Source organism: Herbaspirillum sp. SJZ107 (assembly GCF_006715485.1).
In the GTDB taxonomy this organism is placed as follows: Bacteria; Pseudomonadota; Gammaproteobacteria; order Burkholderiales; family Burkholderiaceae_D; genus Telluria.
Window position 1 is genome coordinate 77871 of the sequence record NZ_VFNH01000003.1, and the last position, 21707, is coordinate 99577.

Here is a 21707-nt window from a genome sequence, read left to right on the forward strand (position 1 = left end):
CAGGCCGTTATTGCTTGGCCGACACGCGCCAGATCACATTACCGACGTCATCCGCGATCAGCAGCGCACCCGCTGCATCCTGGGTCAGTCCCACCGGGGCGCCGTACAGGTCTTTTTCGTCGGCCGAATGGAAGCCGGTCACGATCGGCTCGGCACTACCGGTTGGTTTGCCATTTGCGAACGGCACATACACCACCTGGTAACCGCTCAGGGGCGTGCGGTCCCAGCTGCCGTGTTCGCTCACGAAGGCACCGCCGCGGTATTTCTCCGGCAGGCCGGTACCGGTGTAGAACCACAGTCCCAGTGCGGCCACGTGCGAGCCCAGGGCGAAGTCCGGCTTGATGGCTTTCGCGACGAGGTCCGGACGCTGCTGCTTGATGCGGATATCGACGTGCTGGCCGTAATAGCTGTAAGGCCAGCCGTAGAAACCGTGTTCCTGCACCGACGTCATGTAATCCGGCACCAGGTCCGCACCGATCTCGTCGCGCTCATTGACGATGGCCCAGAGCTTCCCGCTAGTCGGTTCGAACTGCAGGCCGGTCGGATTGCGCAGGCCCGATGCGAAGATACGGCTGGCGCCGCTTTCGACATCCACTTCGAGCACGGCAGCGCGGCGGTATTCGACCGCCATGCTGTTTTCGGCGATGTTGCTGTTGGAACCCGAGCCGACGTAGAGCTTCTTGCCGTCCGCACTTGCCACCATGGCCTTGGTCCAATGGTGGTTGACCGTATCCGGCAGGTCGGCCAGCTCGGTGCCCGGATCGGTAATTTTGGTATCGCCGGTGTTGTAGTGATACTTCATGATATTGCCGGTATTGGCAACATACAGCGTATCGCCGATCAGCTGAACGCCGAAGGGCGAGTGCAGTTTTTCCAGGAAGACGTGCTTTTCCCATTCACCGGCGGCACCCTCTTTCTTGCGCAGCAGGGTAATCCGGTTGCCGCCCTTGCCGCCCTTGCCGGAACGGCCTTTGACGACACCGGCAATCAGCTGTTTCGGCGTCGTGACGGCTTCCTGTCCCGGACCATTCGATTCCACCACCAGGATGTCGCCATTCGGCAGGGCCAGAAGCTGGCGCGGATGCAGCAGTCCGGAGGCGATCTTTTCGATGCCCAGGCCGGCCACGACCTTGGGCGCCTGACCGTCCTTCCAGCCGACGCCGCCGGGAACCTGCATCGGCGGCATCAGGAAGTTCTGCGCGCCCGGCATCTCCGGATTGGCGCCGATTTGCTTCGAAATATCCACCTTTGCGCTATTGTCGCAAGCGCTCAGCACCAGCGACGAGACCACCGCCATGCCCACCACACCCAACAAACCATGTTTATTCTTATTCATGGCCGAACTCCTTGAAACTGATATTTTGCCAAGCCAGCACGATGCGTCCGATGGCCATCAGGACCACCGTCGCAACGGACAGCCACAGCGCGTCTGGAATCGCCGCATACGAGTCCCGGCTATGCACGAACGCGTTGACCAGCGCCGTGACGATGGCAACCAGGTTCAGCCAGAAGTCGAGCTTCACGGCCGGTGCGACGCGGCGCTTGCCGAACCAGACAAAACCGAGATTGATCAGGCGCGGCACGATGGCAAAAATCAGGCCCAGGCTGACCAGCCAGGCCGCGCTTTTCACCCACAGCACCTCGGCGGTATTGGCATAGACGAAATCAAAAATCATCACAGCCACGAAAAGACCGAAAGGTACCGGGTTCAGCAAATTGAAAACCGCTGACGCCACCTTGAATGTTGACGATGTATTCTCTGCTCTCATTAAGTTGCACTCTTCTCAAAAATGATTGGTCTGAAATGACAATTCGACGTCTGGTCGATGGCCAGGGAAGAGATCGATGCCCAAATCGGCGGCGAGTGTAGTCCTGCGCCTCTTCGCCTGTCAACACATCTGTCTTATATAAGACATATACACCAGGCGTATGAGCTTGACGTGTTCAATTGGATTTTTCGGTCACTCTTGCAGCGAAACTTGAACCATCCTGGACGGGTCGCCGGGTATCGAAAACGGTCTTGCAATCGTCCGAAGCTCCCCAAAATCACGCCTGTCACTTCGTGGTTTCGTTGTAGACGGGGTGCATTGGCAAGCAACTTTCTGGGAGTACAGACATGGGCGCGAAGACAGGTTCTGGCAGCAAAGGCACGGCAAACGACACGGGCAAATCCGGCAATGACTCCGGCAGCAGGGTCAAGGAAGCACGGGGTCCGTCCTACGAGCACCGGCAAGGGGAAACCCCATCGGACAAGAGCGAGCAGCACCAGGGCAAGCATCCTCCGAACACCATCTACAAGGGTCCGAAGGACTTGCACCCGTCCAGTGACCCGGACCGGGGCAACCGCCAGTCCGACAAGGGCTAGCTGCATCGGATGCCAAAAATAAAAACGCCAACCTGCATGGGTTGGCGTTTTGATGTACCGGCCTTGGCTACGCTTATTCTTTCTTTTCGCGGAATTCACCCTCGATCACGTTGTCGTCCGTGCTTTTGGAAGCATTTTTACCGGCGAACCCGAAGACCGACGACGACATGCGGCCGGCTACAGCGCGCCTCAACCAGGGGAAGCCTAGGAGAAACGCGATGGCGAAACCCGTAAACCCTGCAGGCACATAGTCGCCTTGCGACAGGAAGTGCAGCAGGCAGAGTGCCAGCAAGCTCGCCATGACGGGCCGGCGCGCAGGTGCAGGCAACAGGCCGACAATGCGCAGCTTCCTGTTACTTACCCAGGGGAACCTGGCAAACAGAACGGCAAGCAGCAGTCCTGCCATGCCGCGGCCGGTGCCGAGATAATCGGCCAGCACGCCGACGACAAGGTAGCCGGTGTAGGTCAGGGTGCCGGCCAGGGCTGCCAGCACGCATAGTGCGGCGGCGATCGTCAGCTTTGGCGCACGCATTACCGCTGTAAGTAAAAAAGGTAGGATTTGTGGTCTCCTGCAAATCGAGATGGGAAGGCGAGCGCGCATCTTAACAGCCTCGCCCATGTCGGGCGTTTCGATCCGGTGCCCATCTCCCTTCCCGCTCAGGGTTGCGCCGCGGCCCGCGCCTGCGCGATCCAGCCATCGAACAGTTGCTGGTGGTACTTGATCCAGCCTGCCGTATGGCGCGCGATGTCGGCCTGGGTGTTTTCGCCTTGCCGCATGCGCTCGTTTTGCGCATTGATGTCGGCAATCGGCAAGCGCATGACTTCAAACAGCTTGACGGCCGCCGGATTCTTGTCGGCCCAGGCCCGATTCACGACGATACGCGTCGTGTTGACGGAAAATCCGTAGTCGCTGCCATCGCCGAGACGGGTATTCGCCTTGTCGGGATTCGCCGAGAAGGGCACTTGCAGCCAGACGACATCCTTGCCCGGCACCAGCACCCCGCTCACCCAGTAAGGCGTCCATGTGTAGTACAGGATGGACTCGCCCCGCTGGTAGCGGCCGATGGTGTCGGCGATCAGTGCGGCATAGCTGCCCTGCACGTGCTTGACCGTCGGGCGCAGCTTGTAGGCATCCATGTGGTGTTCGATCATCGCCTCGCAGCCCCAGCCCGGGTTGCAGCCGGTCAGGTCGGCCTTGCCGTCGCCGTCATGGTCGAACAGCCTGGCCAGTGCCGGATCGCGCAGCTGGCTGATATTGGTGATGTGGTACTTGTCGGCCGTTGCCTTGTCGATCAGGTAGCCCTGCGCGGCCGGTCCGGCATAGGCGCCCACGCGCAGCAGCCTGGCGTCGCCGCCGGCATTGTTGAAATAGTCCTTGTGCAGAGGATCCCAATGCGCCGCCAGGAAGGTCGCGTCGCCGTTGGCAATCGCGATGTGCGCGGTCGGATAGTCGACTTCCTTGATCGGCTGCGGCGCGTAGCCCAGCTGTTCGAGCGCGCGGTCCACGAGCATGGTCTGGAAGGTTTCCTCGGCGATCGGGCTTTGCAGCGCCTGCACCTTGATGCCCTTGCCGGGCAGGCCGGCAGCCGGCGTGTGCGCCATGGCCAGGCTGGTGCTCAATGCGAGCGCGGCAATCGCCAGGGCCGACAACCAGCGGAAGCGGCGCCGCATGGCAACCGTGGCGTTGAAGTGGTCGAGTTGATGCATGTGTTCCTTTCTTGTTATTGCGCGCGCATGGACGTGGTCGGCGCAGCCGCTTTGCCGCGCGCCGGATTGCCACGCACCAGGCGCAGGATGACACCAAGCGGGCCGGTCTGGTACCAATGACGCCCATTGCGGCGCGCTTGCCCCATGGCTTGCGTCAGGCGGTCCAGCGTGATGGCGAGCAGCACGATCCCGAGACCGCCCACGGTGGCCAGCCCCATGTCCAGGCGGCCAATCCCGCGCAGCACCATCTGGCCCAGGCCACCGACTGCGATCATCGACGCGATCACCACCATCGACAGCGACAGCATCAGCGACTGGTTGATGCCGGCCATGATCGATGGCATGGCCAGCGGCAGCTGCACGCGGGTCAGCAGCTGCCACGGCGAGGCCCCGTAGGCGCGCGCCGCTTCGACCAGGTCGGGACGGACCTGGCGGATGCCGAGATTGGTCAGGCGCACCAGCGGCGGCAGCGCGAAGATGATGGTCACGATCACGCCGGGCGCGTCCCCGATACCGAACAACATCACCACCGGCACCAGGTACACGAAGGCAGGCGTGGTCTGCATGGCGTCCAGCAGCGGACGCAGGAGATTTTGTGCGCGGTCGCTGCTGGCCAGGAAGATCCCCAGGGGCAAGCCGATCGCCAGGCAGAACGCAAGCGAGGTCAACACCAGCGACAGGGTCACCATCGCTTCCGGCCAGACGCCCAGTATCGACAGGCCCAGCAGCGCCAGCACGGTACCGATCGCCAGCGCACGGCTGGTGAATTGCCAGGCCAGCAAACCGATGATGGCGATCACCACCGGCGCGGGCGCGGCCAGCAGCACGTCGCTGGCGCCGGCCAGCGTCGCGTCGATCGGCGCCCGCACGGCCTGGAAAAACGGCCGGCAATGGGCGACGACCCAGCCCAGGCCCCCGTTGATCCAGGTTTCCAGCGGCAGCGAGCCATCGAAGAGGTGTGTCAGTGGCGAGCCGCCGGCTTGCCCGGCTTTAGCGGCCGGCGTTGCGGCGTCGAGCCAGGCCGTGTCGGCCGGCGGCGTCGGCAGCCACGGGTTGACCTGGGAGGGTGCGCTGTTCGGAGTCATGCTTGTCCTTTCTGAATATGTTGCTCGGCAATGGCCGGCGTATCGCGGTCGAGGAACTTCAGCAAGGTGGTCTTGCTGATGGCGCCGCGGAAGCTGCCGTCGCCCGCCACGACCGGCACTGCGTACGGCAGTTGCGCCACCTGGCCGAACAGGCCTGCAACGGGCTCGTCCGCGTTGATGGTCTGCACATCCGGCAGGTAGGCATGCGCCAGGCCCAGCGGCCCGACGTGGCCGTCGAGCGCACTGCGCAGCGAATCGGCCGACACCACGCCGAGGAATTCGCGGCGCGGATTGACGACATAGGCATAGGCCCGGTCCTGCTCTTCCAGCATCGACAACGCCGCACGCGAACCGCGGGTCGGCGATTCCGACACCACGACCTGGCTCTTGCGGGCGATGTCGCCGGCCTTGAACACGGCCGCCGCATCGACGCCGCGCACGAAGTTGCGCACGTACTCGTTGGCGGGCTTGCGCAGGATTTCTTCCGGCGTGCCCACCTGCACCACATGGCCATCCTTCATGATGGCGACGCGGTCGCCGATGCGCATGGCTTCGTCGAGGTCGTGCGAAATGAAGACGATGGTGCGGCGCTTGATCTGCTGCAGGCGCAGCAGCTCCGACTGCATTTCCGTGCGCATGATGGGGTCGAGCGCGGAAAACGCCTCGTCCATCAGCAGGATCGACGGATCGCAGGCCAGTGCGCGGGCCAGGCCCACGCGCTGCTGCATGCCGCCGGACAGTTCGTCGGGATAACTGGCGCCATACGCCGCGAGGCCGACCTGTTCCAGTGCCTGCCGGGCCAGCGCATGGCGCTCGGCCTTGGGGATGCCGGCCAGTTCCATGCCGAAGGCCGTGTTGTCGAGCACGCTAACGTGCGGCAGCAGCGCAAACGACTGGAACACCATGCTGATGTCCTTGCGGCGCAAGGCGCGCAACTGCGCGTCCGGCAGGGTATTGATGTCGGTGCCGTCGATCAGGATGCGGCCATCGGTCGGCTCGATCAGGCGGTTCAGCATCCGCACCAGGGTCGACTTGCCCGAACCGGACAGGCCCATGATGACGAAGATTTCTCCGGCTTCGATGGTGAAGGTGGCGTCGAACACGCCGATCGTGCACCCGGTTTTGGCCAGGATATCCTGCTTGCCGGCACCCTGGCGGACCAGGGCCAGCGCTTCTTGCGGCTGATCGCCGTAGACCTTGAAGACATGGTCGATGATGATTTGTTTTGCCATGGGCTGGTTCTCCTTCGAGTTGGCAAATGCGATGAGACCCGCCAGCCATGGGGCGTCGAACGGGAATCATCGAACCCTGAGCCGTCGGCGCTGCACGGGCGTACCAGCGTACGCAAGCGGCGAACGGAAACGCGGCACGCTATTCCGGCAAACGATGCCGGGGCCAGGGTGTGGATGCGTGTTAAAAGAGGCTGGGTTCAGGACTTTTAATCACGCAGGCGCATGCAAATGCATGGCACCAGGGAATCGGGCGCATGGCCCAAGAATATTTTCCGGGCGTGGCCAGGAAAATGCTGTGCAGCAGAGGTCGTACTGAAGAATTTATTGTATAGACACCAATTATATTGCAAGCAAATGTAATTGTCCAGTAGCTTTTCCAATCGGGATATGCTACGGACGTCTTCGCTCCATGGTGCCTTGTGGGAATGTGCGCATTTTTGGCGGCTGCACGCATGCTACCTTTCGCGGCTTATACCAATAACATTTTCCATAAGGGATAACTATGCTGCGCCTGATCGCTTCCACCCTCCTCTGCCTTGCCCTGACCGGCTGCGCCACCGTCAACCAGATGGCCTTCGACAAGAAAAGCACCTCCATCGACACCCGCGAAAAATCGGTGGTCCTGATGACCGTCGACGTGTCCCGTTCGGACGGCAGCCGCTTCGTGCCCGAACCCTTCGTCGTCAAGCTTGCCAGGCCGAACGCGCAGAGCAAGGAAGAGCGCCAGAACTTCAAGCTCGACAAGGACGTCGATGCGGTGCAGGAAAACGGGCACAGCATCTACCTGGTGCGCGCCTCGCTGGCGCCGGGCGAGTACAAGCTGCAGGAAGTGATGGGCCTGGCCAAGGGCTTCCCGATCATGGGGACCTTCATCGTGCCGCTGAATACCGACCTCAAGGTCAAGCCCGGCTCGATCGTGTATATCGGCCGCATCAAGGCCACGCTGCGCGACCGCGTCGGCAACGAATTCCGCGCCGGCCCGCTGCTGCCTCTGCTCGACCAGTCGGTGGCAGGCATGTCGGGCGGCACCTGGGATGTGACCTACGAGAACCTGGCCGACAAGGATATCGGCCTGTTCCGCGCCGCCTATCCGGTGCTCGGCAATGTGAACGTCGAGACCGCGCCGCTGCCGGCATTCGACCGCGCCGCGGCCCAGCGCCAGTGGGAAGGCGAAGAAAAGGACGTGCCGAAAGAGGTCGCCGCAAAATAAGCCGGCCAGGCGCCGCCGCGCGGCGGCGCCTGTTTCCCCCTCCCGCCCTTCCCTGCATCATTCCAGCACGATGCGCCCGTTCGCCAGGCGCCCGCCGCCATTGCCCGCTGCCCCGCGCGCGTTGTCGTAGTCGACCACCTCGCGCTTGCTGGCCGGATCGGCATGCCAGATCTTCAGCGCAAACCGGCCCTGCCCGCCTTCGGGCAGCGTTGCCGACGTGGACAGCCTGAACCTGTAGCCACCGGCGCCCCTGACGCTGCCGCTGCCCTCGAACACATGCCAGGCGCCCTGCCGGCCCAGCATGCGCACGTCCCGGCTGCGGAACTGCAGGCCCGGCAGGTCGAAGTGCAGCCTGCCAGGCATGCCGGCTGCCGCTGCCGATCCAGTCCCAGCCAAAGGTGCGGCCAGCGGCGCGACCAGGCTGAAGCGTGCCGTGCCCGCATACAGTGGCGCCTGCCTCAACGCCCCTGGCGGCGACGTCACCGCCCCGCTGCCGGCCACCATCCCGCCCCCCGCCGCCGTCACGACGACCTCATGGCTGACCGCGGTGCTGCGGCCCTTGCGGTCGACCACCGTGGCCGTGACCCGGTACACGCCGGGCATGGCAAAGCTGTGGCTGGCGCTGGCGTTGCCGGCGCCGCCGCGCTCGCTCACCCGGCCGGCCTGGGCGCTGCTGCCGTCGCCCCACGACCAGCTGACGCTACGCGTGCCGGCCCCGTCCTCGTCGATGAAACCGAGCGCAGCCTGCAGCGGCACGCCGGCCTTGACCAGGGCCGGTGCCACGACCGGGCCGAGCAGGTGGCCGCATCCGCGCCCCTTGTCCGGCCGCAGCAGCACCAGCCCGGCATTCGAGGTCGCCACGATCGCGCCGCTGTCGTTGATCGCGAGCGCATCGTCCAGCACCAGGCCGGGCGGCGCACGGCGCAGGTAGCGGTTCAGGTCGAGCATGCCCTGCCTTGCGGTCCAGACGAAGGCGCGCCGCTCGCCGGCCCTGGTTTCCGCAAAGCCGACGATCTGCCCGGCGGCGTTGACGCCGTCCGCGCGCGACGACGTACCGCCGAGCGTGCCGAGATTGCGCATGCCGCCGCTGCGCGTCCAGGACATCGCACGCTGGACGTCGTCGCCAAAATTGATCAGGCCCGCCATGTGCAGGCCGGGTGTCATGGCGGTCACGAAAGCCGCGCTGCCGCCGGCCGTCCCGAGGTCGCGCATGCCGCCGGCGCGCGTCCACAGGAAGGGGCGGTATTCGATGGCGTCGAGCGAGGGAATATGGTTGCCGGCTACCTCGCCGTTGGCGCCGACGGCCACCACCAGTGCATCGTAGCTGTTCAGGGTGTCGATATCGACGATGCCGCTGCTGCGGGTCCAGGCGAAGGCATGGCGGCTGCCGTCGGCGGTGGCCGACGAACCTGCGATCAGGCCGGCATCGTTGAGGGCGCCGGCGAAGGAGGCGCTGCCCAGGCCCGGCGTCAGGGCGCCCAGGCTTTCGTTGCCGCTCGCGGCGCTCCAGCGGAAGGCGCGCGGCAGGAAGTCGGCGTAGGAGCCGCCGGTGACGACGCCATGGCGGTTGATGGCCGTGCCGCTCGACTCGCCGCCGCCGGTGGGCGTGCCGATGTCGAGCATGCCGGTGACGGCACGCCAGACGAAGGCATGCTGGACGCCGCCGGCGGTGACGGCGCTGCCGGTCACCTGTCCCAGGTCGTTCAGGTCGTTTGCGAGGGTCTCGCCGCCGAGCGTGCCGATATCCTGCACGCTGCTGCCGTCATAGAAGTAACCCACCGCACCGGCGTCGGCCTGCATCGAGAACGCGACCTGGCCCCGGGCATTGATGCGCGGGAGCGTGGCGAGCAGGCCGGGGGCCAGGTTGATCACGCGGTAGCTTGTACTCGTGCCGGCGTGCTTGCCGTCTGTTTCCCCGGCCGGCTGTGACTGCCGTGCCTGCTGAGCGGCTGCCGTGCCCGCCACCGCCAGGGCGATCAGCAGCATGGGCAGGCGCGGCAGCGGCCACCCTGGACGGCCGGCCGCCAGGTCGTTTTCCCGAACGCGTAGCATGTTTTCTCCACATGAGGATGAGGATGAAAACGATCATGCACTCCGCATGGCGCGGCGGTTTGCGGGGCGACAAGCGGCCTTAGGCGCGCTCGGAAAACAAAGCGCCACCCGAGGGTGGCGCGTCTGTTTCGATTTTCTTCATTGTCGCATCGGATCAATGGAAGAACAGATAGATCAGAACCAGCACGATTGCAGGCACGCCCATGATCCAGGCCAAGAAATATTTACCCATGATGCTCTCCTTCTGGTGTGGTGTTTGTGATAACGGTTCCAGAATGCCAGCGGCGAGCAGGGCCGTCCGTTAGTTACACCACGCTGGAAAGAATTTCTTGGCAAAACTGCATTCTTCTTGAGCCTGGCTGCGGCAACTCAAGGGCTGCCTGCGGTCACACCTTCTTCAGCGCACTCGCCTTGTGCGCCGCCTCGGCGCCGGTCTTGTCGCTGACCACCAGGTATTCGGGATTTTCCTGCGACGCCGCCACCTCGTGGCCCTTGATGGTGGTATGCGCCGTCAGCTTTTTCTTGACCGTGCCGTGCACCGTGCCTTGCGGCGAATGCCATTGCACCTTGTCGCCCGCCTTGAACGTGTCCGTCATGCCGTGCCTCGCTGGATGGTGGTTGGGCGGCTATTTGAACATGGATCGCATGCAGGCCCTGCACGTTAGGGCGCATCGCGCGGACACAGCGTGCGCATTTGCCATGCATAAAAAAAAGCGCCTCGCGGGCGCTTTCCAAGAATTCGGGGTGGCGTCTGTTCCGTCCGGATGACGCCATATGATGGGGACGCGTTCGATGTTCTCGTAGCGGCCCCGTGCATTGGAAACATTATGAGCATTCATGTAAACATATGGCAGGGCATACGGGTGATATGATTTATTCCTGATAGGAATGAATAAGCGACTATGGACCGGCTGCGTTTGATGGAAACCTTTTGCCGTGTCGTCGAGCGGGGCAGCTTTTCGGCGGTAGCGCGCGAGGAAATGACGACCCAGTCGGCGATCAGCAAGCAGATGCAGGCGCTGGAAGCCCAGCTCGGGGCCACCCTGCTGGTACGTTCCACGCGCAGCCATTCGCTGACCGAGGCCGGCCAGCTGTATTACGCACGCTGCCGCCAGGTGCTCGATGCGCTCGAAGATGCACGCATCGAGGTGCAGCGCGCCGAACACGACATCGCGGGCATGCTGCGCGTGGCGGCGCCGGCCGCCTTCGGGCGCCAGCACATCGTGCCGCGGCTGCACGGCTTTTATGCGCGCTATCCCAAGGTCAAGATCGACCTGCTGCTCGACGACAGCTTCGTCGACCTGGTCGCGGCCGGCGTGGACGTCGCCTTCCGGGTGGGCGAGCTGAAGGACAGCCAACTGGTCGCGCGCCGCATCGGCACGGCCCACCGCGCCGCGCTGGCGTCGCCCGCCTACCTGGCGCGCCACGGCGAACCGCAGCATCCGTCCGACCTCGCCGGGCACCAGTGCGTGGTCTACACCGGCCTGGCCGCGCCCAACGAATGGACCTTCCTCGACGAAAGCGGCATCCCGCTCACGGTCAAGGTCAATGGCTGCTTCCAGTCGAACAGTTCGGAAGCGATGCGCCAGGCCGTATGCGAAGGCCTCGGCATCGGTTACTCGACGCTGTGGCTGTACGGCGCCGACATCCGCAGCGGCCGCGTCAAGCCGGTCCTGACGCGCTTCCGCCTGCCGCCGCTGCCGCTGAACGTGGTGTTCCAGCCGGCGCGGCGGCCGTCGCTGAAGGTGAACCACTTCGTGGATTACTTTGCCGAGGCATTTGCGCAGGATCCGGATATTGCCGACATGCTGGAGTCCGATGCCGGCATGCCTGAACAAACGCGCCGTTTCGGCAGACCGAAGTAGTATGCACACAACTTCAACAGCCTCGACCTGCCATGCGCTTACGTTCACGACATGCAATTCTCCTGCTCGGCCTGGCCGGTGCGGCCGCCGCCGTACTGGCCGCCGGCCAGGCCAGGCGCCAGCCCGGCGTCACGCCCGTTCCTGCCATCGATGTGCCGCGCTACATGGGCACCTGGTACGAGATCGCCAAATACCCGAACCGTTTCCAGAAGCAGTGCGCCGGCGCCACCACGGCGTCCTATCGCCTGCGGCCGGACAAGACCGTGGAAGTCGTCAACCGCTGCCGCCGCGCCGATGGCCGCTTCGAGGACGCCACCGGCACGGCGCGCCAGATCGGTGGTCCTGATTCCCCGGTCCTCGAAGTGCGTTTCGCGCCGGCCTGGCTGTCCTTCCTGCCGCAGGTATGGGGCGACTACTGGGTGATCGACCTCGATCCCGACTACCAGCTGGCCGCGGTCAGCGAGCCGAGCCGGGAATACCTGTGGATACTCTCGCGTACCCCGAGCGTGCCGCGCGAAGCCTATGCGGCCCTGCTGGCGCGGCTGGAGCGCCAGGGTTTCGACCTGGCGAAACTGCAGCGCACGCCGCAGGAGTGAGGCTGCGCCGGGCAGAGACCTGGCGTAACTAGCCAAAATACAACATAACTACGTAGATAATTCTCTAACGTAAATATATGTTGAAAATCAATATTTTCAAATGTATAAAGGTTTCTCCAATTAAACGACCGTTAAGCAAACGGCAAAATCCTGGGAGAAACAAATGCATCAACCATTCATGCGCGCCGCCCTGATGGCGGCGGTTTTGGCAGGCGCTGCCGGCCTGACCGGCTGCGCCTCGATCGTCAGCGGTACCAGCCAGGTGGTCTCGGTCGAGACCTTGCACCCCAGCGGCAATGTCGCCGGTGCGACCTGCAAGCTGGAGAACGACAAGGGCGTGTATTACGTCACCACGCCGGGCACCGTCACGGTCCACCGCGCCTATGGCGACATGAACGTCAAGTGCGAAAAGCCGGGCTACGATGCCGGCCTGGCCACCTTCAAGTCCTCGACCAAGGGCATGATGGCCGGGAACATCCTGTTTGGCGGCATCATCGGTGCCGGTGTCGATGCCTCCACCGGGGCCGCCTACGACTACCCTGCCCTGTTCCAGGTCGTGCTGGGCCAGCAGGCAGGCATGCCGGCCGTTGCACCGGCTGCGGCGCCGGCCGGCGCCGCGACTCCAGCCCCGGTCGGCGCCTCGGCACCCTGACCCGGCTTACCAGGTAAAGTCGTCCGGGATCTTGAAGTCGGCGTAAGGATCGTCCGCGTCGACTTCGGTGCTGGCCTTGTTGACCCGCACCACGCTCTCGGGCGCGCGTTCGGCGATCTTGTCGGCGATGACCTTCGGCACCAGTTCGAAGCCGCCCTGCTGGGCGACGATGGCCAGGCGCCCCGCCACCAGATGGCCGCGCACTTTTTCCGACACGTGGATGCGCTCGATCTTGGTGCCGAGCGTGAAGTTGTAGGCGATGTCGCCGTTGCCCTTCGGCTGGCGGTTCTGCTGCACCATCTGGGCGATCTGGGCGGCCACGGCCTTCTGGGCGGCGGCGGCGTCGCGCTGGGCGTTCAGTTCGCGGGCGCGTTCGGCCTGCTGGCGCTGGGCTTCGAGCGCCGCTTCCCTGGTCTCGTTGACGCTCTGCACCCCGGTGCGGCGGTCGATCTTCTGCTGCTTGCTCTTTTCCTGGTTGGCCACCTTGACCTTCTTCTTGTCGACCAGGCCGGCCTTCATCAGCTGCTCTTGCAGGGAAACCATGTTTATAACTCCATATAGTAGATGGCCGGCCGCTGCATCGCCGGACCGGGCTGGAAACCCGTTAGCATAGCAAGCCGGCTGCCCGGCCGGAAGAGGCGGTCAAGGCCGCTGCGCCAGGAAAAAGCGCAGCATCTCGGCCGAGGCATTCGGTCCGCCCGCCTCGGCATACGAACCGGCGGTGCTGCCGCCCGACCAGGCATGGCCGCCGCCGTGCAGTACCCAGTGCTCGGCCACCGCGCGCCCATCCGCGTCCAGTAGCACCGTACGCGTATGGCTGCGCCCGCTGCCATCCTGGCCGCGCTCTTCGACTTCGCGCAGCGGCGCGCCCTGGGTGAACTGGCGCAGCACCGCTTCGCCATTCGACGCGTGGACCGTCCCGTCGGCATCGCCGTGGAACACGATGGCCGGCAGCCGTCCTGCTACGCCGTGCTTCGCAGCCGCCTTGCGCCCGCGCGTGCCCTTCATTGCATTCAGCGCCGACATCAGGTCGTGCGCGCTGCCGGCCGCCAGGCCGGAATGCACACCCACCGCCGCATACAGCTCGGGATAGGCCGCGCCCAGGATCGCCGCCATCGCGCCGCCGGCCGACAGGCCGGCCACGAACACGCGGCCGGGATCGCCGCCATGCTCGCGCAGGACCTCGCGCGTCATGCCGGCCAGGAGCGCCGGTTCGCCCCCCTCGCGGCCCTGGTGCGCGGCCTCGAACCAGTTCCAGCAGCCATTCGCATTGGCGCTGCGGGGCTGCTCGGGATACAGCACCAGGCAGCCATGTTCCTCGGCCAGCGCATTCATCGTGGTGCCGGCGGCAAAGTCCTGCGCATGCTGGGTGCAGCCGTGCAGCATGACCACCAGCGGACGCGGGCCGGCGGCGGCGCGCGCCGGCACGTACAGCCGGTAGGCACGGGTGCCGGCCGCATTGCTGAAGCTGCCGTGCAGGAATTCGCCCGGTTCCGCCGCCAGGTTGCGCGGCGCTGGCGCCTGGTGGGATGCGGCCTGGCCGGCCTGGAAAGCCTTGAATTGCGCGGCCCAGCCGGCCATCTTGCCGGCATCGAAGCCCGGGAAGCCGGCAAAGCCGGTGCCGCCGCCCGCTGCGGTCTCTGCGGCTGCGCCGGCGTCGTCCGGCGTAGCCGCCGGCTTGCGCGCCCACGCCGGGGCCGCGTTCAGGTCGACGAAAGACGGGTTCTGCGCCTGCGGCTGCGGCGGCGGCATGCCGGGCAGCAGCCCGGCGCTCTTGAGTGCATCCTGCACCAGGCCGCTGACGGCGCCGGGATCGGTACGGGCGGTGCCGGCCGCCTTCAGGATGTTGGCGACAAATTGTTCGTAGGGTTTCATAATTTTCTTCATCAGATATGGATGCGGTCGGCAAGGGCAGCCTTGACCGCATTGGAGGCGACGAAGGCCCCGAGCACCCAGATCGAAGCGATCGCTGCGGTGGCCAGTTCGGGGGCGACGTCGTCGTCGATGGAAGCCAGGCCGAGCACGTGGATCTCGAGGCGCTCGCCGGCGGCGACACTGCGTTCCAGCTCGGCTTTCGTATAGCGCTGCAGGCCGACCACGAAGCGCTTGCGCACCACGGTCTGGCGGATGTCCTCGCCATGCCGCTCGAGCTGGTTGCGGATGGCGGTGCGCACGAAGTCGGTGCGGTTGGTATAGAAACCTTCTTCGATCAGCAAGTCCATCTGGGCCAGGTCGACCAGCCCCAGATTAATCGTGACTTTTTCGGTTTCCGGCAGTTTTTGCTTGATATTGACGATGTTCATGGCGCTCGGCTTGTGCATTGATACTCCCGTTATACTCCAATTGGAGTATGAGTGGAGGATAAACAAGCCCTCGCGTCAAATAAATGCGACAGTTCAGAATGCCGGCGGGCACTATGCCAGCCGGCAGGGACGAGGCGCGGACGCGCGCTCAGCGGCGGAAAAGCCAGAGGATGAGGGAGATGACGATCGAGACGACGATGCAGCTGACGATCGGGAAACTGAAGCTGAAGCCTTCCCGGACGACGTGGATGTCGCCGGGAAGGCGGCCCAGCGGCAGGCGCCGCAGCCAGGGCCAGGCCAGCCCGGCGCCGAGCAGCACCAGGCCAATAATGATCAGGAACTTTTGCATGCCGGTAGTGTAGCGTCAGCCGCCGGCGGCTTCAGGCTGCCGAAGCGCCACCCTTGCCGGTCGGCGGCGGGATCGCACCGCTGCTGGGATCGCCGCCGGTGAGAGAAGCGCCCTCGCCGCTGCTGATGCCGGTACGGGTGTCGTCGGCGCTGTTCGCCTCGCCCAGGCCGATGCCGCCGGCAACCGCCGCGCCCGCCCCCGGACCGATATTGCCTTCGACGTTGCCGCCCGGGCTGCCCGGTGCGCCGGCGCCTTCGCCACCCTGTCCGCGCAGGCCGCTGCCGCCGTCACCGCCCATGCTGGCGCCGGCTGCGGCATCGGTACCGCCGGCGGCACCTGCAATCTGGGCGCCGGTCTTGCCGGATTCCGAGCGGCCCTGGACCGGCTGGGCGCCGGCCGGGGCCGTGGTATCGCTGCGCGTTGGCGCGCCCTGCGTCGTTGCCTGGGTATCTTTTTGCTGGTTGCTCATGACTTACTCCTCCGCAATTCGAATCGGGATGCGGTCCGGCCGGGCCAGCGCCGGGACCATGCCGGCTTCATTCTGCCGAACTCGATGCGGAGGGGGCGCGACGTATCCTGAAAGATTCAGAACGCTTCCCAGCCATCGTCCGTGCCCGCCGCCACCGCAGGCCGCGCCGTGACGGCAGGCGCCGGACGGCGTACGCTGCGCGCCGCGGCCGGTGCTGCCGGCAGTGCGCGCGCCGGTGCCTGGACCGCACGCCGTGCCGGCACCGCGGCGGGTGCGCTGCCCTGTGCCAGCCTGAACACGCTGACCGCCTCGGCCAGGCTGTGCGCCTGCTCCTGCATCGATTCGGTCGCCGCTGCGGCCTGCTCGACCAGCGCCGCGTTCTGCTGGGTCACCTGGTCCATCTGGGTGATGGCGTCGTTGACCTGGGCGATGCCGGCGCTCTGTTCGCGCGACGCCGCCGAGATCTCGGCCATGATGGTGGTCACCTGGCGCACGCTGGCCACCACTTCCTGCATGGTGGCGCCGGCTTCGTCGACCAGGCGCGAACCGGTGCCGACCTTCTCGACCGAATCGTCGATCAGGGTCTTGATTTCCTTGGCCGCCGCGGCCGAGCGCTGGGCCAGGGTGCGCACCTCGCCCGCCACCACCGCGAAGCCGCGTCCCTGCTCGCCGGCGCGCGCCGCTTCGACCGCCGCGTTCAGGGCCAGGATATTGGTCTGGAAGGCGATGCCGTCGATGACCGTGATGATGTCGACGATCTTGTGCGCCGAGGCGTTGATGGCGCCCATGGTCTCGACCACCTGAGACACGACCTCGCCGCCGCGGCTGGCGATATCCGACGCCGATGCCGCCATGCGGTTGCCCTGCTGGGCATTGTCGGCGTTCTGCTTGACGGTGCTGGTCAGCTCTTCCATCGACGAGGCGCTTTCTTCCAGCGAGCCGGCTTGCTGCTCGGTGCGGCTCGACAGGTCCTGGTTGCCGGCCGCGACTTCACCGGCGGCGGTGGCGATGCTGTCGGCGCCGCTGCGCACGCGCGTGACCAGGGCATTCAGGTTCTCGTTCATCGATTTCAGGGCCGTCATCAACTCGCCGGTTTCGTCGCTCGATTGCACCTCGATGCGCGACGACAGGTCGCCCTGGGCCACGGCGTTGGCCACCGCGACGGCCTCGCGCAGCGGACGGGTGATGCTGCGGGTGAGCATCCAGGCCAGGGCCACACCGAGGGCCAGCGCGATCACGGTAAAGGCCGCCAGTACCTTGATGCCGGCCGCATAGGCCTGGGCCACCGCATCGCGCGCCTGGGCGGCCATGTCGCTCTGGCGCCCGGACAGGGCCTGCAAGGCTTCTTCGTAGGCATTCATTGCCGGGGTGACTTCGCTGTCGAGCATGCGCTTGAGCGCGGCCGGATCGGCGCTGCCGCTGTCCTGCGCGCCAAACAGCTTGTCGCGCGCAGCGACATACGCCTTGCGCTTTTCCGCGATCGTGGCCAGCATTGCCCGCCCCGCAGGCAGGACCACGAGCTTGTCCAGTTCCTGCTGGATCCCGGATACGCTGGCACTGATGTCCTTCATCCTTTTGGCCATGGCCTGGACGTCGGCGGCATCGGCGCCGCGCAGGCGCGCCTCGCCGTAGCCACGATTGGCCTGGATGGAGGCAAGCCAGCGGTCCGCCAGGCGCATCTTGTGGACGGCACCGACCATGTTTTCGGTTGTGCTCGCCACTTCATGCAGGCGCAGCACGCCGACAGTGGCGAGCAGGATGGCCAGCGCCAGGACGGCGGCAAATGCCAGGCCGAGGCGGGCGCCGATTTTCAGATTCTTGATATGCATTTTCACCCCAGAGGAAAGACAAAGAAGGCTGACCAGGCCGGCGTCAGCAAACTGGCGGGCGCGAACCTGGTGGACTGAAGGCGGGGATTTGGCCTGACGGCATACGAAAGTTGCCGTGTCACAATTCCGACATATTATCTCAATCCAGTAAATTCCGCATTACGGGTTGCAGACAAGCAACGAAATTTCGGAAATATGGTAATCGGAGTACGCGCTCTGCATCATGGATGACGTTAAAATGCCAGGTTGTTTCCCTCCGACAGGACTGTTATGCCCTACCGCCACGCCACCCACGCCGTGATCCGCGCCCTCGCCTGTTCGCTGCTGCTCGGCGGGCTGGCACAGGCCGCCGGCGTACGGCCGGTCCTGCTCGGCATCGATGGCGAATTCGGCCTCGACAACAGCACGTCGGCGCAGGCGGTGGAACTCGGCATGCGCACGGCGGTCCAGGAAATCAATGCGGCCGGCGGCGTGCTGCACGGCCGCCCGCTGCAAGTCGTCGTCAAGGACCACCGTTCGATTCCGGCGCGCGGCATCCGCAACATCCAGGAATTCGCGAAGATGCCGGACCTGGTGGCGGTGTTCGGCGGGCGTTTCAGTCCGGTCGTGATCGAGGAACTCCCGACCCTGAAGGCGATCCGCCTGCCGTTCATGGCCGCATGGTCGTCGGCCGACGCCATCGTCGACAACGCGATGCAGCCGAACTACGTGTACCGGCTGTCGCTGCGCGATTCGCTGGCCATGCCGACGCTGCTGGCGGCGGCCAGGCGGCGCAGGCTCGAGCGCGTCGGCCTGCTGATGACCAACACGTCCTGGGGCCGCAGCAATGCCGCCGCGGCCGAGCGCGCGCTGCCGAAACTGCCCGGCATGAAAATCGTCGGCACCTCCTGGTACAACTGGCGCGATGCCTCGCTGGTCGCCAAATACAGCCAGCTGCGCGCGGCCGGTGCCCAGGCCATCGTACTGGTCGCCAACGACGACGAGGCCGCGGTGCTGGTGCGCGAAGTCGCGGCGCTGCCCAAGGCGCAGCGCCTGCCGATCCTGAGCCATTGGGGCGTGACCGGCGGCGAATTCACCGCCCAGGCCGGGCCGGCGCTGCAGCAGGTCGACTTTTCCGTGATCCAGACCTTCAGCTTCTACAAGGCCGATCCGGCACGGGTCAAGCGCTTCCTGGCCAGCGCGGCCACGGTGTCGAACGTCAAGCGCATCGAAGACATCCAGGGTCCGGTCGGCGTCGCCCATGCCTACGACCTGACCCATATCCTGGCGCGCGCGATCGACCTGGCCGGCAGCACCGACCGCCGCGCCGTGCGCGACGCGCTGGAACGGGTCGGCAGCCATCGCGGCCTGGTCAAGGATTACGCGCCGCCGTTCACGCCGGCGCGCCACGAAGCGCTGGGACCGGAACAGCTGCTGATGGCACGCTACCGCGCCGACGGCGTGCTGGTGCCGGCGCAGGACTGAACATGCTGCGCCAATTCGGAAAAACCCCGGCGGCCACGCGCGCCGCGCCGCCGGCCAGCCTGTCGCGCCGCTTCGCGATCGCGGCCGCGATCCTGACCGCGTGCGCGGTACTGCTGATCTCCATCGTCTCGTTCTGGCTGATCGACCGCCAGCGCGAGCAGGCCAACGCGCTGCTGCAGCAGCGCGAGGTCGCCTTCCACGCCACCACCGTCGGCACCAACCTGGAAGCGCTGACCACGCGCCTGGCCGAAGTGGCGAACAGCCCGATCCTGGCCAACGCGCTGGTCGACAGCGCCGGCAAGGAAACCTACCTGCGGCCTTATCTGCATGGGCTACGCCAGATCAACGGCATTCCGCTGCAGCTGATGTTCACCGACTTCGAAGGCGTCGCCATTGCCGACAACGGCGCCGCCGGCTTCAATGCGGACGACGTCGCCTGGCTGCGCCAGCGCATCGACAGCGGCGACGAGCGCGCCGCGCTGCGCACCGGCCCCCAGGGCCAGGAACTGATCGGCGTGAACCTGCTGCGCTATTCGCGCACCCGCACCCCGGAAGGCGCACTGGTCTATAAAGTGCGCCTGGCCGACCTGAAACCGGTGCAGTGGGCGGCGTTCCGCCACCTCGGCGGCGCCGGCCACGCGCGCGAGATCGACGCCGCCGTGCCGCTGCCGGCCGGCCTGCGCCACCTGGGCCTGGTGCTGCACGAAGACGAACGGCGGCTGGCGGCCCCGATGGTGGTGCCGGGGCCGCAGTACCTGGCGATCCTGGCCATCACGGCGCTGCTGGCGCTGGTGGTGTTCCTGCTGGCGTCGCGCCTGGCGCATGGCCTGACCGGCGACCTGCGCCGCCTCGAGGCCTTCTCCGGCAGCCTCGGCGACGGCGACGGCGGCACCGCCAGCGGCGATGCGCAGCGCGCACCGCTGGCCGGCAGCCGCGAAGTGGTCAGCCTGGCCGGCGCCATCAACCGCATGCTGGACCGCCTGTACGAACAGCATGCGCGCCTGGAAGCCGAGCGGCGCCGCTTCCTGCAGCTGTCGAACAACATCCCGCAGCTGGTGTGGATGGCCGATGCGGACGGCACCATCACCTGGTTCAACCAGCGCTGGTACGAATTCACCGGCGCCGCCCCCGGCACGCTGGCGCCGCACGACTGGCGCGAATTCCACGATCCGGCGGTCCTGCCGCAGGTGGCGCAGCGCTGGAACGAGGCGCTGGCCACCGGCAACACGGCGCAGATGACCTTTCCGCTGCGCGGCGCCGATGGCGCCTACCGCAGCATTTTCGCCTCGGTGGCGCCGCTGCGCGATCCCGGCGGCAAGATCGTCCAGTGGTTCGGCACCGGTACCGACGTCAGCGAACTGGAACGCGCCGAGAGCGCGCTGCGCTACAGCGAGGACCGCCTGCGCCAGGGCCTGGTGGCGGCCCACATGGCGGTGTGGGAACGCGATCCGTGCACCGGCGCCGTGAGTTTCTCGGCCAACCTGCACAGCGTGTTCGGCAAGGACTGGCACAACGTCAGCGAAGTGTGGGAGCTGTACCATCCGGAGGACCGCCAGATGGTGCTCGATTGCCACGCCCAGGTGATGCGCGACGGCGGCGACTACCACCTCACGCCGCGCATCCTGCGCGCCGACGACGGCAGCGTCGCATGGATCGACCTGCGCGGCCACCTCGGCCCCGGCATCGACGGACGCACCGTGGTGCACGCGGTGGCGATCGACATCACCGAGCGCAAGCGTGCCGAGGAAGCGCTGCGCCTGGCCGACCGCCGCAAGGACGAGTTCCTGGCGATGCTGGCGCACGAACTGCGCAACCCGCTGGCGCCGATCGCCAGCGCCGCCGACATGCTGCGCATCGCCTACGCCAACGAAGCGCGCATCAAGCAGATCAGCGAGATCGTCGCACGCCAGGTGGCCCACATGCGCCACCTGGTCGACGACCTGCTGGACGTGTCGCGGGTGACGCGCGGCCTGGTCACGGTCGCGCGCAAGCCGCTCGACCTGGGACGGGTGCTGAACGAGGCGGTCGAGCAGTCGCGGCCGCTGGTCGACGCGCGCCGCCACGTGCTGTCGGTCGCGCCGCCGTCCGGCCCCTTGACGGTCGACGGCGACCACACGCGCCTGGTGCAGGTCGTGGCCAACCTGGTGACCAACGCCGCCAAGTACACGCCGGAAGGCGGCCGCATCGACGTCACCCTGGCCGCCGAAGATACCCAGGCGGTCCTGACCGTCCACGACAACGGCAGCGGCATCGGCCCCGACCTGCTGCCGGTGGTGTTCGACCTGTTCACCCAGGGCACGCGCACCCTCGACCGCGCCCAGGGCGGCCTCGGCCTCGGCCTGGCGCTGGTGCGCAAACTGGTCGAACTGCACGGCGGCACTGTCACCGCCGCCAGCCCCGGTCCCGGCCATGGCAGCACCTTCACCGTCAGGCTCCCCCTGCTCGCGGGTTAAGCTCGGGAATTGCAACGCGGCATTGCTTTTGACCGGAGGCGGGATTCATTGGAACATGGCATCCACACTAACGAAT

Annotated in this window: 21 protein-coding genes; 7 read left to right on the forward strand and 14 right to left on the reverse strand. The window is 66.0% G+C overall.

Going from position 1 to position 21707, the window contains the following annotated elements:
* Positions 1 to 7: 7 nt before the first annotated feature.
* Positions 8 to 1336 carry a sorbosone dehydrogenase family protein gene (locus FBX97_RS18530; protein WP_141834879.1) on the reverse strand — a complete coding sequence of 443 codons (1329 nt, stop codon included), beginning with the start codon at positions 1334 to 1336 and terminating at the stop codon, positions 8 to 10.
* Entirely contained in the window at positions 1329 to 1769 is a 441-nt protein-coding gene (locus FBX97_RS18535; protein WP_141834882.1) for a hypothetical protein, read from the reverse strand. The genes FBX97_RS18530 and FBX97_RS18535 overlap by 8 nt, the downstream gene beginning before the upstream one ends.
* 347 nt (positions 1770 to 2116) lie before the next feature.
* Between FBX97_RS18535 and FBX97_RS18540 the strand changes: the two genes are divergently transcribed.
* Positions 2117 to 2365: a hypothetical protein gene (locus FBX97_RS18540; RefSeq protein ID WP_141834885.1), complete on the forward strand. Its 249-nt coding sequence runs from the start codon at positions 2117 to 2119 to the stop codon at positions 2363 to 2365.
* Positions 2366 to 2438: 73 nt separating this feature from the next.
* On the opposite strand, the gene FBX97_RS18545 is transcribed toward FBX97_RS18540, so the two are convergent.
* The 4 genes from FBX97_RS18545 to proV form a co-directional block, all read right to left on the reverse strand.
* Positions 2439 to 2897, reverse strand: coding sequence for a hypothetical protein (locus FBX97_RS18545; RefSeq protein WP_141834888.1), 459 nt, complete (start codon positions 2895 to 2897; stop codon positions 2439 to 2441).
* Positions 2898 to 3022: 125 nt separating this feature from the next.
* Positions 3023 to 4072 (reverse strand): glycine betaine/L-proline ABC transporter substrate-binding protein ProX, encoded by a 1050-nt coding sequence (gene proX / locus FBX97_RS18550; protein WP_141834891.1) that lies wholly within the window; start codon positions 4070 to 4072, stop codon positions 3023 to 3025.
* Positions 4073 to 4086: 14 nt separating this feature from the next.
* Positions 4087 to 5157: a glycine betaine/L-proline ABC transporter permease ProW gene (proW, locus tag FBX97_RS18555; protein WP_141834894.1), complete on the reverse strand. Its 1071-nt coding sequence runs from the start codon at positions 5155 to 5157 to the stop codon at positions 4087 to 4089.
* Positions 5154 to 6389, reverse strand: coding sequence for a glycine betaine/L-proline ABC transporter ATP-binding protein ProV (gene proV / locus FBX97_RS18560; protein WP_141834897.1), 1236 nt, complete (start codon positions 6387 to 6389; stop codon positions 5154 to 5156). The genes proW and proV overlap by 4 nt, the downstream gene beginning before the upstream one ends.
* 502 nt (positions 6390 to 6891) lie before the next feature.
* Here proV and FBX97_RS18565 point away from each other — a divergent pair.
* The gene (locus FBX97_RS18565; RefSeq protein WP_141834900.1) at positions 6892 to 7599 is read left to right on the forward strand and encodes a hypothetical protein; all 708 of its coding nucleotides are present in this window, start codon (positions 6892 to 6894) and stop codon (positions 7597 to 7599) included.
* Positions 7600 to 7656: 57 nt separating this feature from the next.
* Here FBX97_RS18565 and FBX97_RS18570 read toward each other — a convergent pair whose 3' ends face one another.
* Both FBX97_RS18570 and FBX97_RS18575 read right to left on the reverse strand, forming a co-directional pair.
* Entirely contained in the window at positions 7657 to 9651 is a 1995-nt protein-coding gene (locus FBX97_RS18570) for a PKD domain-containing protein (protein ID WP_141834902.1), read from the reverse strand.
* Between the two features lie 386 nt (positions 9652 to 10037).
* Entirely contained in the window at positions 10038 to 10247 is a 210-nt protein-coding gene (locus FBX97_RS18575; protein WP_141834905.1) for a DUF2945 domain-containing protein, read from the reverse strand.
* 306 nt (positions 10248 to 10553) lie between these two features.
* Between FBX97_RS18575 and FBX97_RS18580 the strand changes: the two genes are divergently transcribed.
* From FBX97_RS18580 to FBX97_RS18590, 3 genes are all read left to right on the forward strand, one after another.
* A complete protein-coding gene (locus FBX97_RS18580) occupies positions 10554 to 11516 on the forward strand; it encodes a LysR family transcriptional regulator (RefSeq protein WP_141834908.1) in 963 nt (320 codons plus the stop codon).
* Between the two features lie 32 nt (positions 11517 to 11548).
* Complete coding sequence (locus FBX97_RS18585) at positions 11549 to 12112, forward strand: lipocalin family protein (RefSeq protein WP_141834911.1); 564 nt, start codon at positions 11549 to 11551, stop codon at positions 12110 to 12112.
* A gap of 163 nt (positions 12113 to 12275) precedes the next feature.
* On the forward strand, positions 12276 to 12764 hold the full coding sequence (locus FBX97_RS18590; RefSeq protein WP_185748655.1) for a hypothetical protein: 489 nt from the start codon (positions 12276 to 12278) through the stop codon (positions 12762 to 12764).
* 6 nt (positions 12765 to 12770) lie between these two features.
* Here the strand turns inward: FBX97_RS18590 and FBX97_RS18595 are convergent, their stop codons facing one another.
* The 6 genes from FBX97_RS18595 to FBX97_RS18620 form a co-directional block, all read right to left on the reverse strand.
* Positions 12771 to 13307, reverse strand: a complete 537-nt coding sequence (locus FBX97_RS18595) for a DUF2058 domain-containing protein (protein WP_141834914.1) — start codon at positions 13305 to 13307, stop codon at positions 12771 to 12773.
* Between the two features lie 99 nt (positions 13308 to 13406).
* Positions 13407 to 14639: a PHB depolymerase family esterase gene (locus FBX97_RS18600; protein WP_141834916.1), complete on the reverse strand. Its 1233-nt coding sequence runs from the start codon at positions 14637 to 14639 to the stop codon at positions 13407 to 13409.
* A gap of 11 nt (positions 14640 to 14650) precedes the next feature.
* Positions 14651 to 15085 carry a CopG family transcriptional regulator gene (locus FBX97_RS18605; protein WP_255517546.1) on the reverse strand — a complete coding sequence of 145 codons (435 nt, stop codon included), beginning with the start codon at positions 15083 to 15085 and terminating at the stop codon, positions 14651 to 14653.
* Positions 15086 to 15215: 130 nt separating this feature from the next.
* The gene (locus tag FBX97_RS18610) at positions 15216 to 15416 is read right to left on the reverse strand and encodes a DUF2905 domain-containing protein (protein ID WP_141834918.1); all 201 of its coding nucleotides are present in this window, start codon (positions 15414 to 15416) and stop codon (positions 15216 to 15218) included.
* 31 nt (positions 15417 to 15447) lie between these two features.
* Positions 15448 to 15885 carry a hypothetical protein gene (locus tag FBX97_RS18615; protein WP_141834921.1) on the reverse strand — a complete coding sequence of 146 codons (438 nt, stop codon included), beginning with the start codon at positions 15883 to 15885 and terminating at the stop codon, positions 15448 to 15450.
* A 116-nt stretch (positions 15886 to 16001) separates the two neighbouring features.
* On the reverse strand, positions 16002 to 17714 hold the full coding sequence (locus FBX97_RS18620) for a methyl-accepting chemotaxis protein (protein WP_141834924.1): 1713 nt from the start codon (positions 17712 to 17714) through the stop codon (positions 16002 to 16004).
* Between the two features lie 270 nt (positions 17715 to 17984).
* Between FBX97_RS18620 and FBX97_RS18625 the strand changes: the two genes are divergently transcribed.
* Together FBX97_RS18625 and FBX97_RS18630 are read left to right on the forward strand one after the other, a co-directional pair.
* Positions 17985 to 19178: an ABC transporter substrate-binding protein gene (locus FBX97_RS18625; protein WP_141834926.1), complete on the forward strand. Its 1194-nt coding sequence runs from the start codon at positions 17985 to 17987 to the stop codon at positions 19176 to 19178.
* Between the two features lie 2 nt (positions 19179 to 19180).
* Positions 19181 to 21631, forward strand: a complete 2451-nt coding sequence (locus tag FBX97_RS18630) for a PAS domain-containing sensor histidine kinase (RefSeq protein ID WP_141834929.1) — start codon at positions 19181 to 19183, stop codon at positions 21629 to 21631.
* The last annotated feature ends 76 nt before the right edge of the window (positions 21632 to 21707 follow it).

What these genes read in the sequence shown, in the direction of transcription:
- FBX97_RS18630 (WP_141834929.1), top strand. Translation starts at nt 19,181, where the DNA reads ATGCTGCGCCAATTCGGAAAAACCCCGGCGGCCACGCGCGCCGCGCCG.
- proX (WP_141834891.1), bottom strand. Translation starts at nt 4,072, where the DNA reads ATGCATCAACTCGACCACTTCAACGCCACGGTTGCCATGCGGCGCCGC.
- FBX97_RS18585 (WP_141834911.1), top strand. Translation starts at nt 11,549, where the DNA reads ATGCGCTTACGTTCACGACATGCAATTCTCCTGCTCGGCCTGGCCGGT.
- FBX97_RS18590 (WP_185748655.1), top strand. Translation starts at nt 12,276, where the DNA reads ATGCATCAACCATTCATGCGCGCCGCCCTGATGGCGGCGGTTTTGGCA.
- FBX97_RS18600 (WP_141834916.1), bottom strand. Translation starts at nt 14,639, where the DNA reads ATGAAACCCTACGAACAATTTGTCGCCAACATCCTGAAGGCGGCCGGC.
- FBX97_RS18570 (WP_141834902.1), bottom strand. Translation starts at nt 9,651, where the DNA reads ATGCTACGCGTTCGGGAAAACGACCTGGCGGCCGGCCGTCCAGGGTGG.
- FBX97_RS18545 (WP_141834888.1), bottom strand. Translation starts at nt 2,897, where the DNA reads ATGCGTGCGCCAAAGCTGACGATCGCCGCCGCACTATGCGTGCTGGCA.
- FBX97_RS18565 (WP_141834900.1), top strand. Translation starts at nt 6,892, where the DNA reads ATGCTGCGCCTGATCGCTTCCACCCTCCTCTGCCTTGCCCTGACCGGC.
- FBX97_RS18620 (WP_141834924.1), bottom strand. Translation starts at nt 17,714, where the DNA reads ATGCATATCAAGAATCTGAAAATCGGCGCCCGCCTCGGCCTGGCATTT.
- FBX97_RS18605 (WP_255517546.1), bottom strand. Translation starts at nt 15,085, where the DNA reads ATGCACAAGCCGAGCGCCATGAACATCGTCAATATCAAGCAAAAACTG.
- FBX97_RS18575 (WP_141834905.1), bottom strand. Translation starts at nt 10,247, where the DNA reads ATGACGGACACGTTCAAGGCGGGCGACAAGGTGCAATGGCATTCGCCG.
- FBX97_RS18530 (WP_141834879.1), bottom strand. Translation starts at nt 1,336, where the DNA reads ATGAATAAGAATAAACATGGTTTGTTGGGTGTGGTGGGCATGGCGGTG.
- FBX97_RS18580 (WP_141834908.1), top strand. Translation starts at nt 10,554, where the DNA reads ATGGACCGGCTGCGTTTGATGGAAACCTTTTGCCGTGTCGTCGAGCGG.
- proV (WP_141834897.1), bottom strand. Translation starts at nt 6,389, where the DNA reads ATGGCAAAACAAATCATCATCGACCATGTCTTCAAGGTCTACGGCGAT.
- FBX97_RS18610 (WP_141834918.1), bottom strand. Translation starts at nt 15,416, where the DNA reads ATGCAAAAGTTCCTGATCATTATTGGCCTGGTGCTGCTCGGCGCCGGG.
- FBX97_RS18540 (WP_141834885.1), top strand. Translation starts at nt 2,117, where the DNA reads ATGGGCGCGAAGACAGGTTCTGGCAGCAAAGGCACGGCAAACGACACG.
- FBX97_RS18615 (WP_141834921.1), bottom strand. Translation starts at nt 15,885, where the DNA reads ATGAGCAACCAGCAAAAAGATACCCAGGCAACGACGCAGGGCGCGCCA.
- FBX97_RS18595 (WP_141834914.1), bottom strand. Translation starts at nt 13,307, where the DNA reads ATGGTTTCCCTGCAAGAGCAGCTGATGAAGGCCGGCCTGGTCGACAAG.
- proW (WP_141834894.1), bottom strand. Translation starts at nt 5,157, where the DNA reads ATGACTCCGAACAGCGCACCCTCCCAGGTCAACCCGTGGCTGCCGACG.
- FBX97_RS18535 (WP_141834882.1), bottom strand. Translation starts at nt 1,769, where the DNA reads ATGAGAGCAGAGAATACATCGTCAACATTCAAGGTGGCGTCAGCGGTT.
- FBX97_RS18625 (WP_141834926.1), top strand. Translation starts at nt 17,985, where the DNA reads ATGCCCTACCGCCACGCCACCCACGCCGTGATCCGCGCCCTCGCCTGT.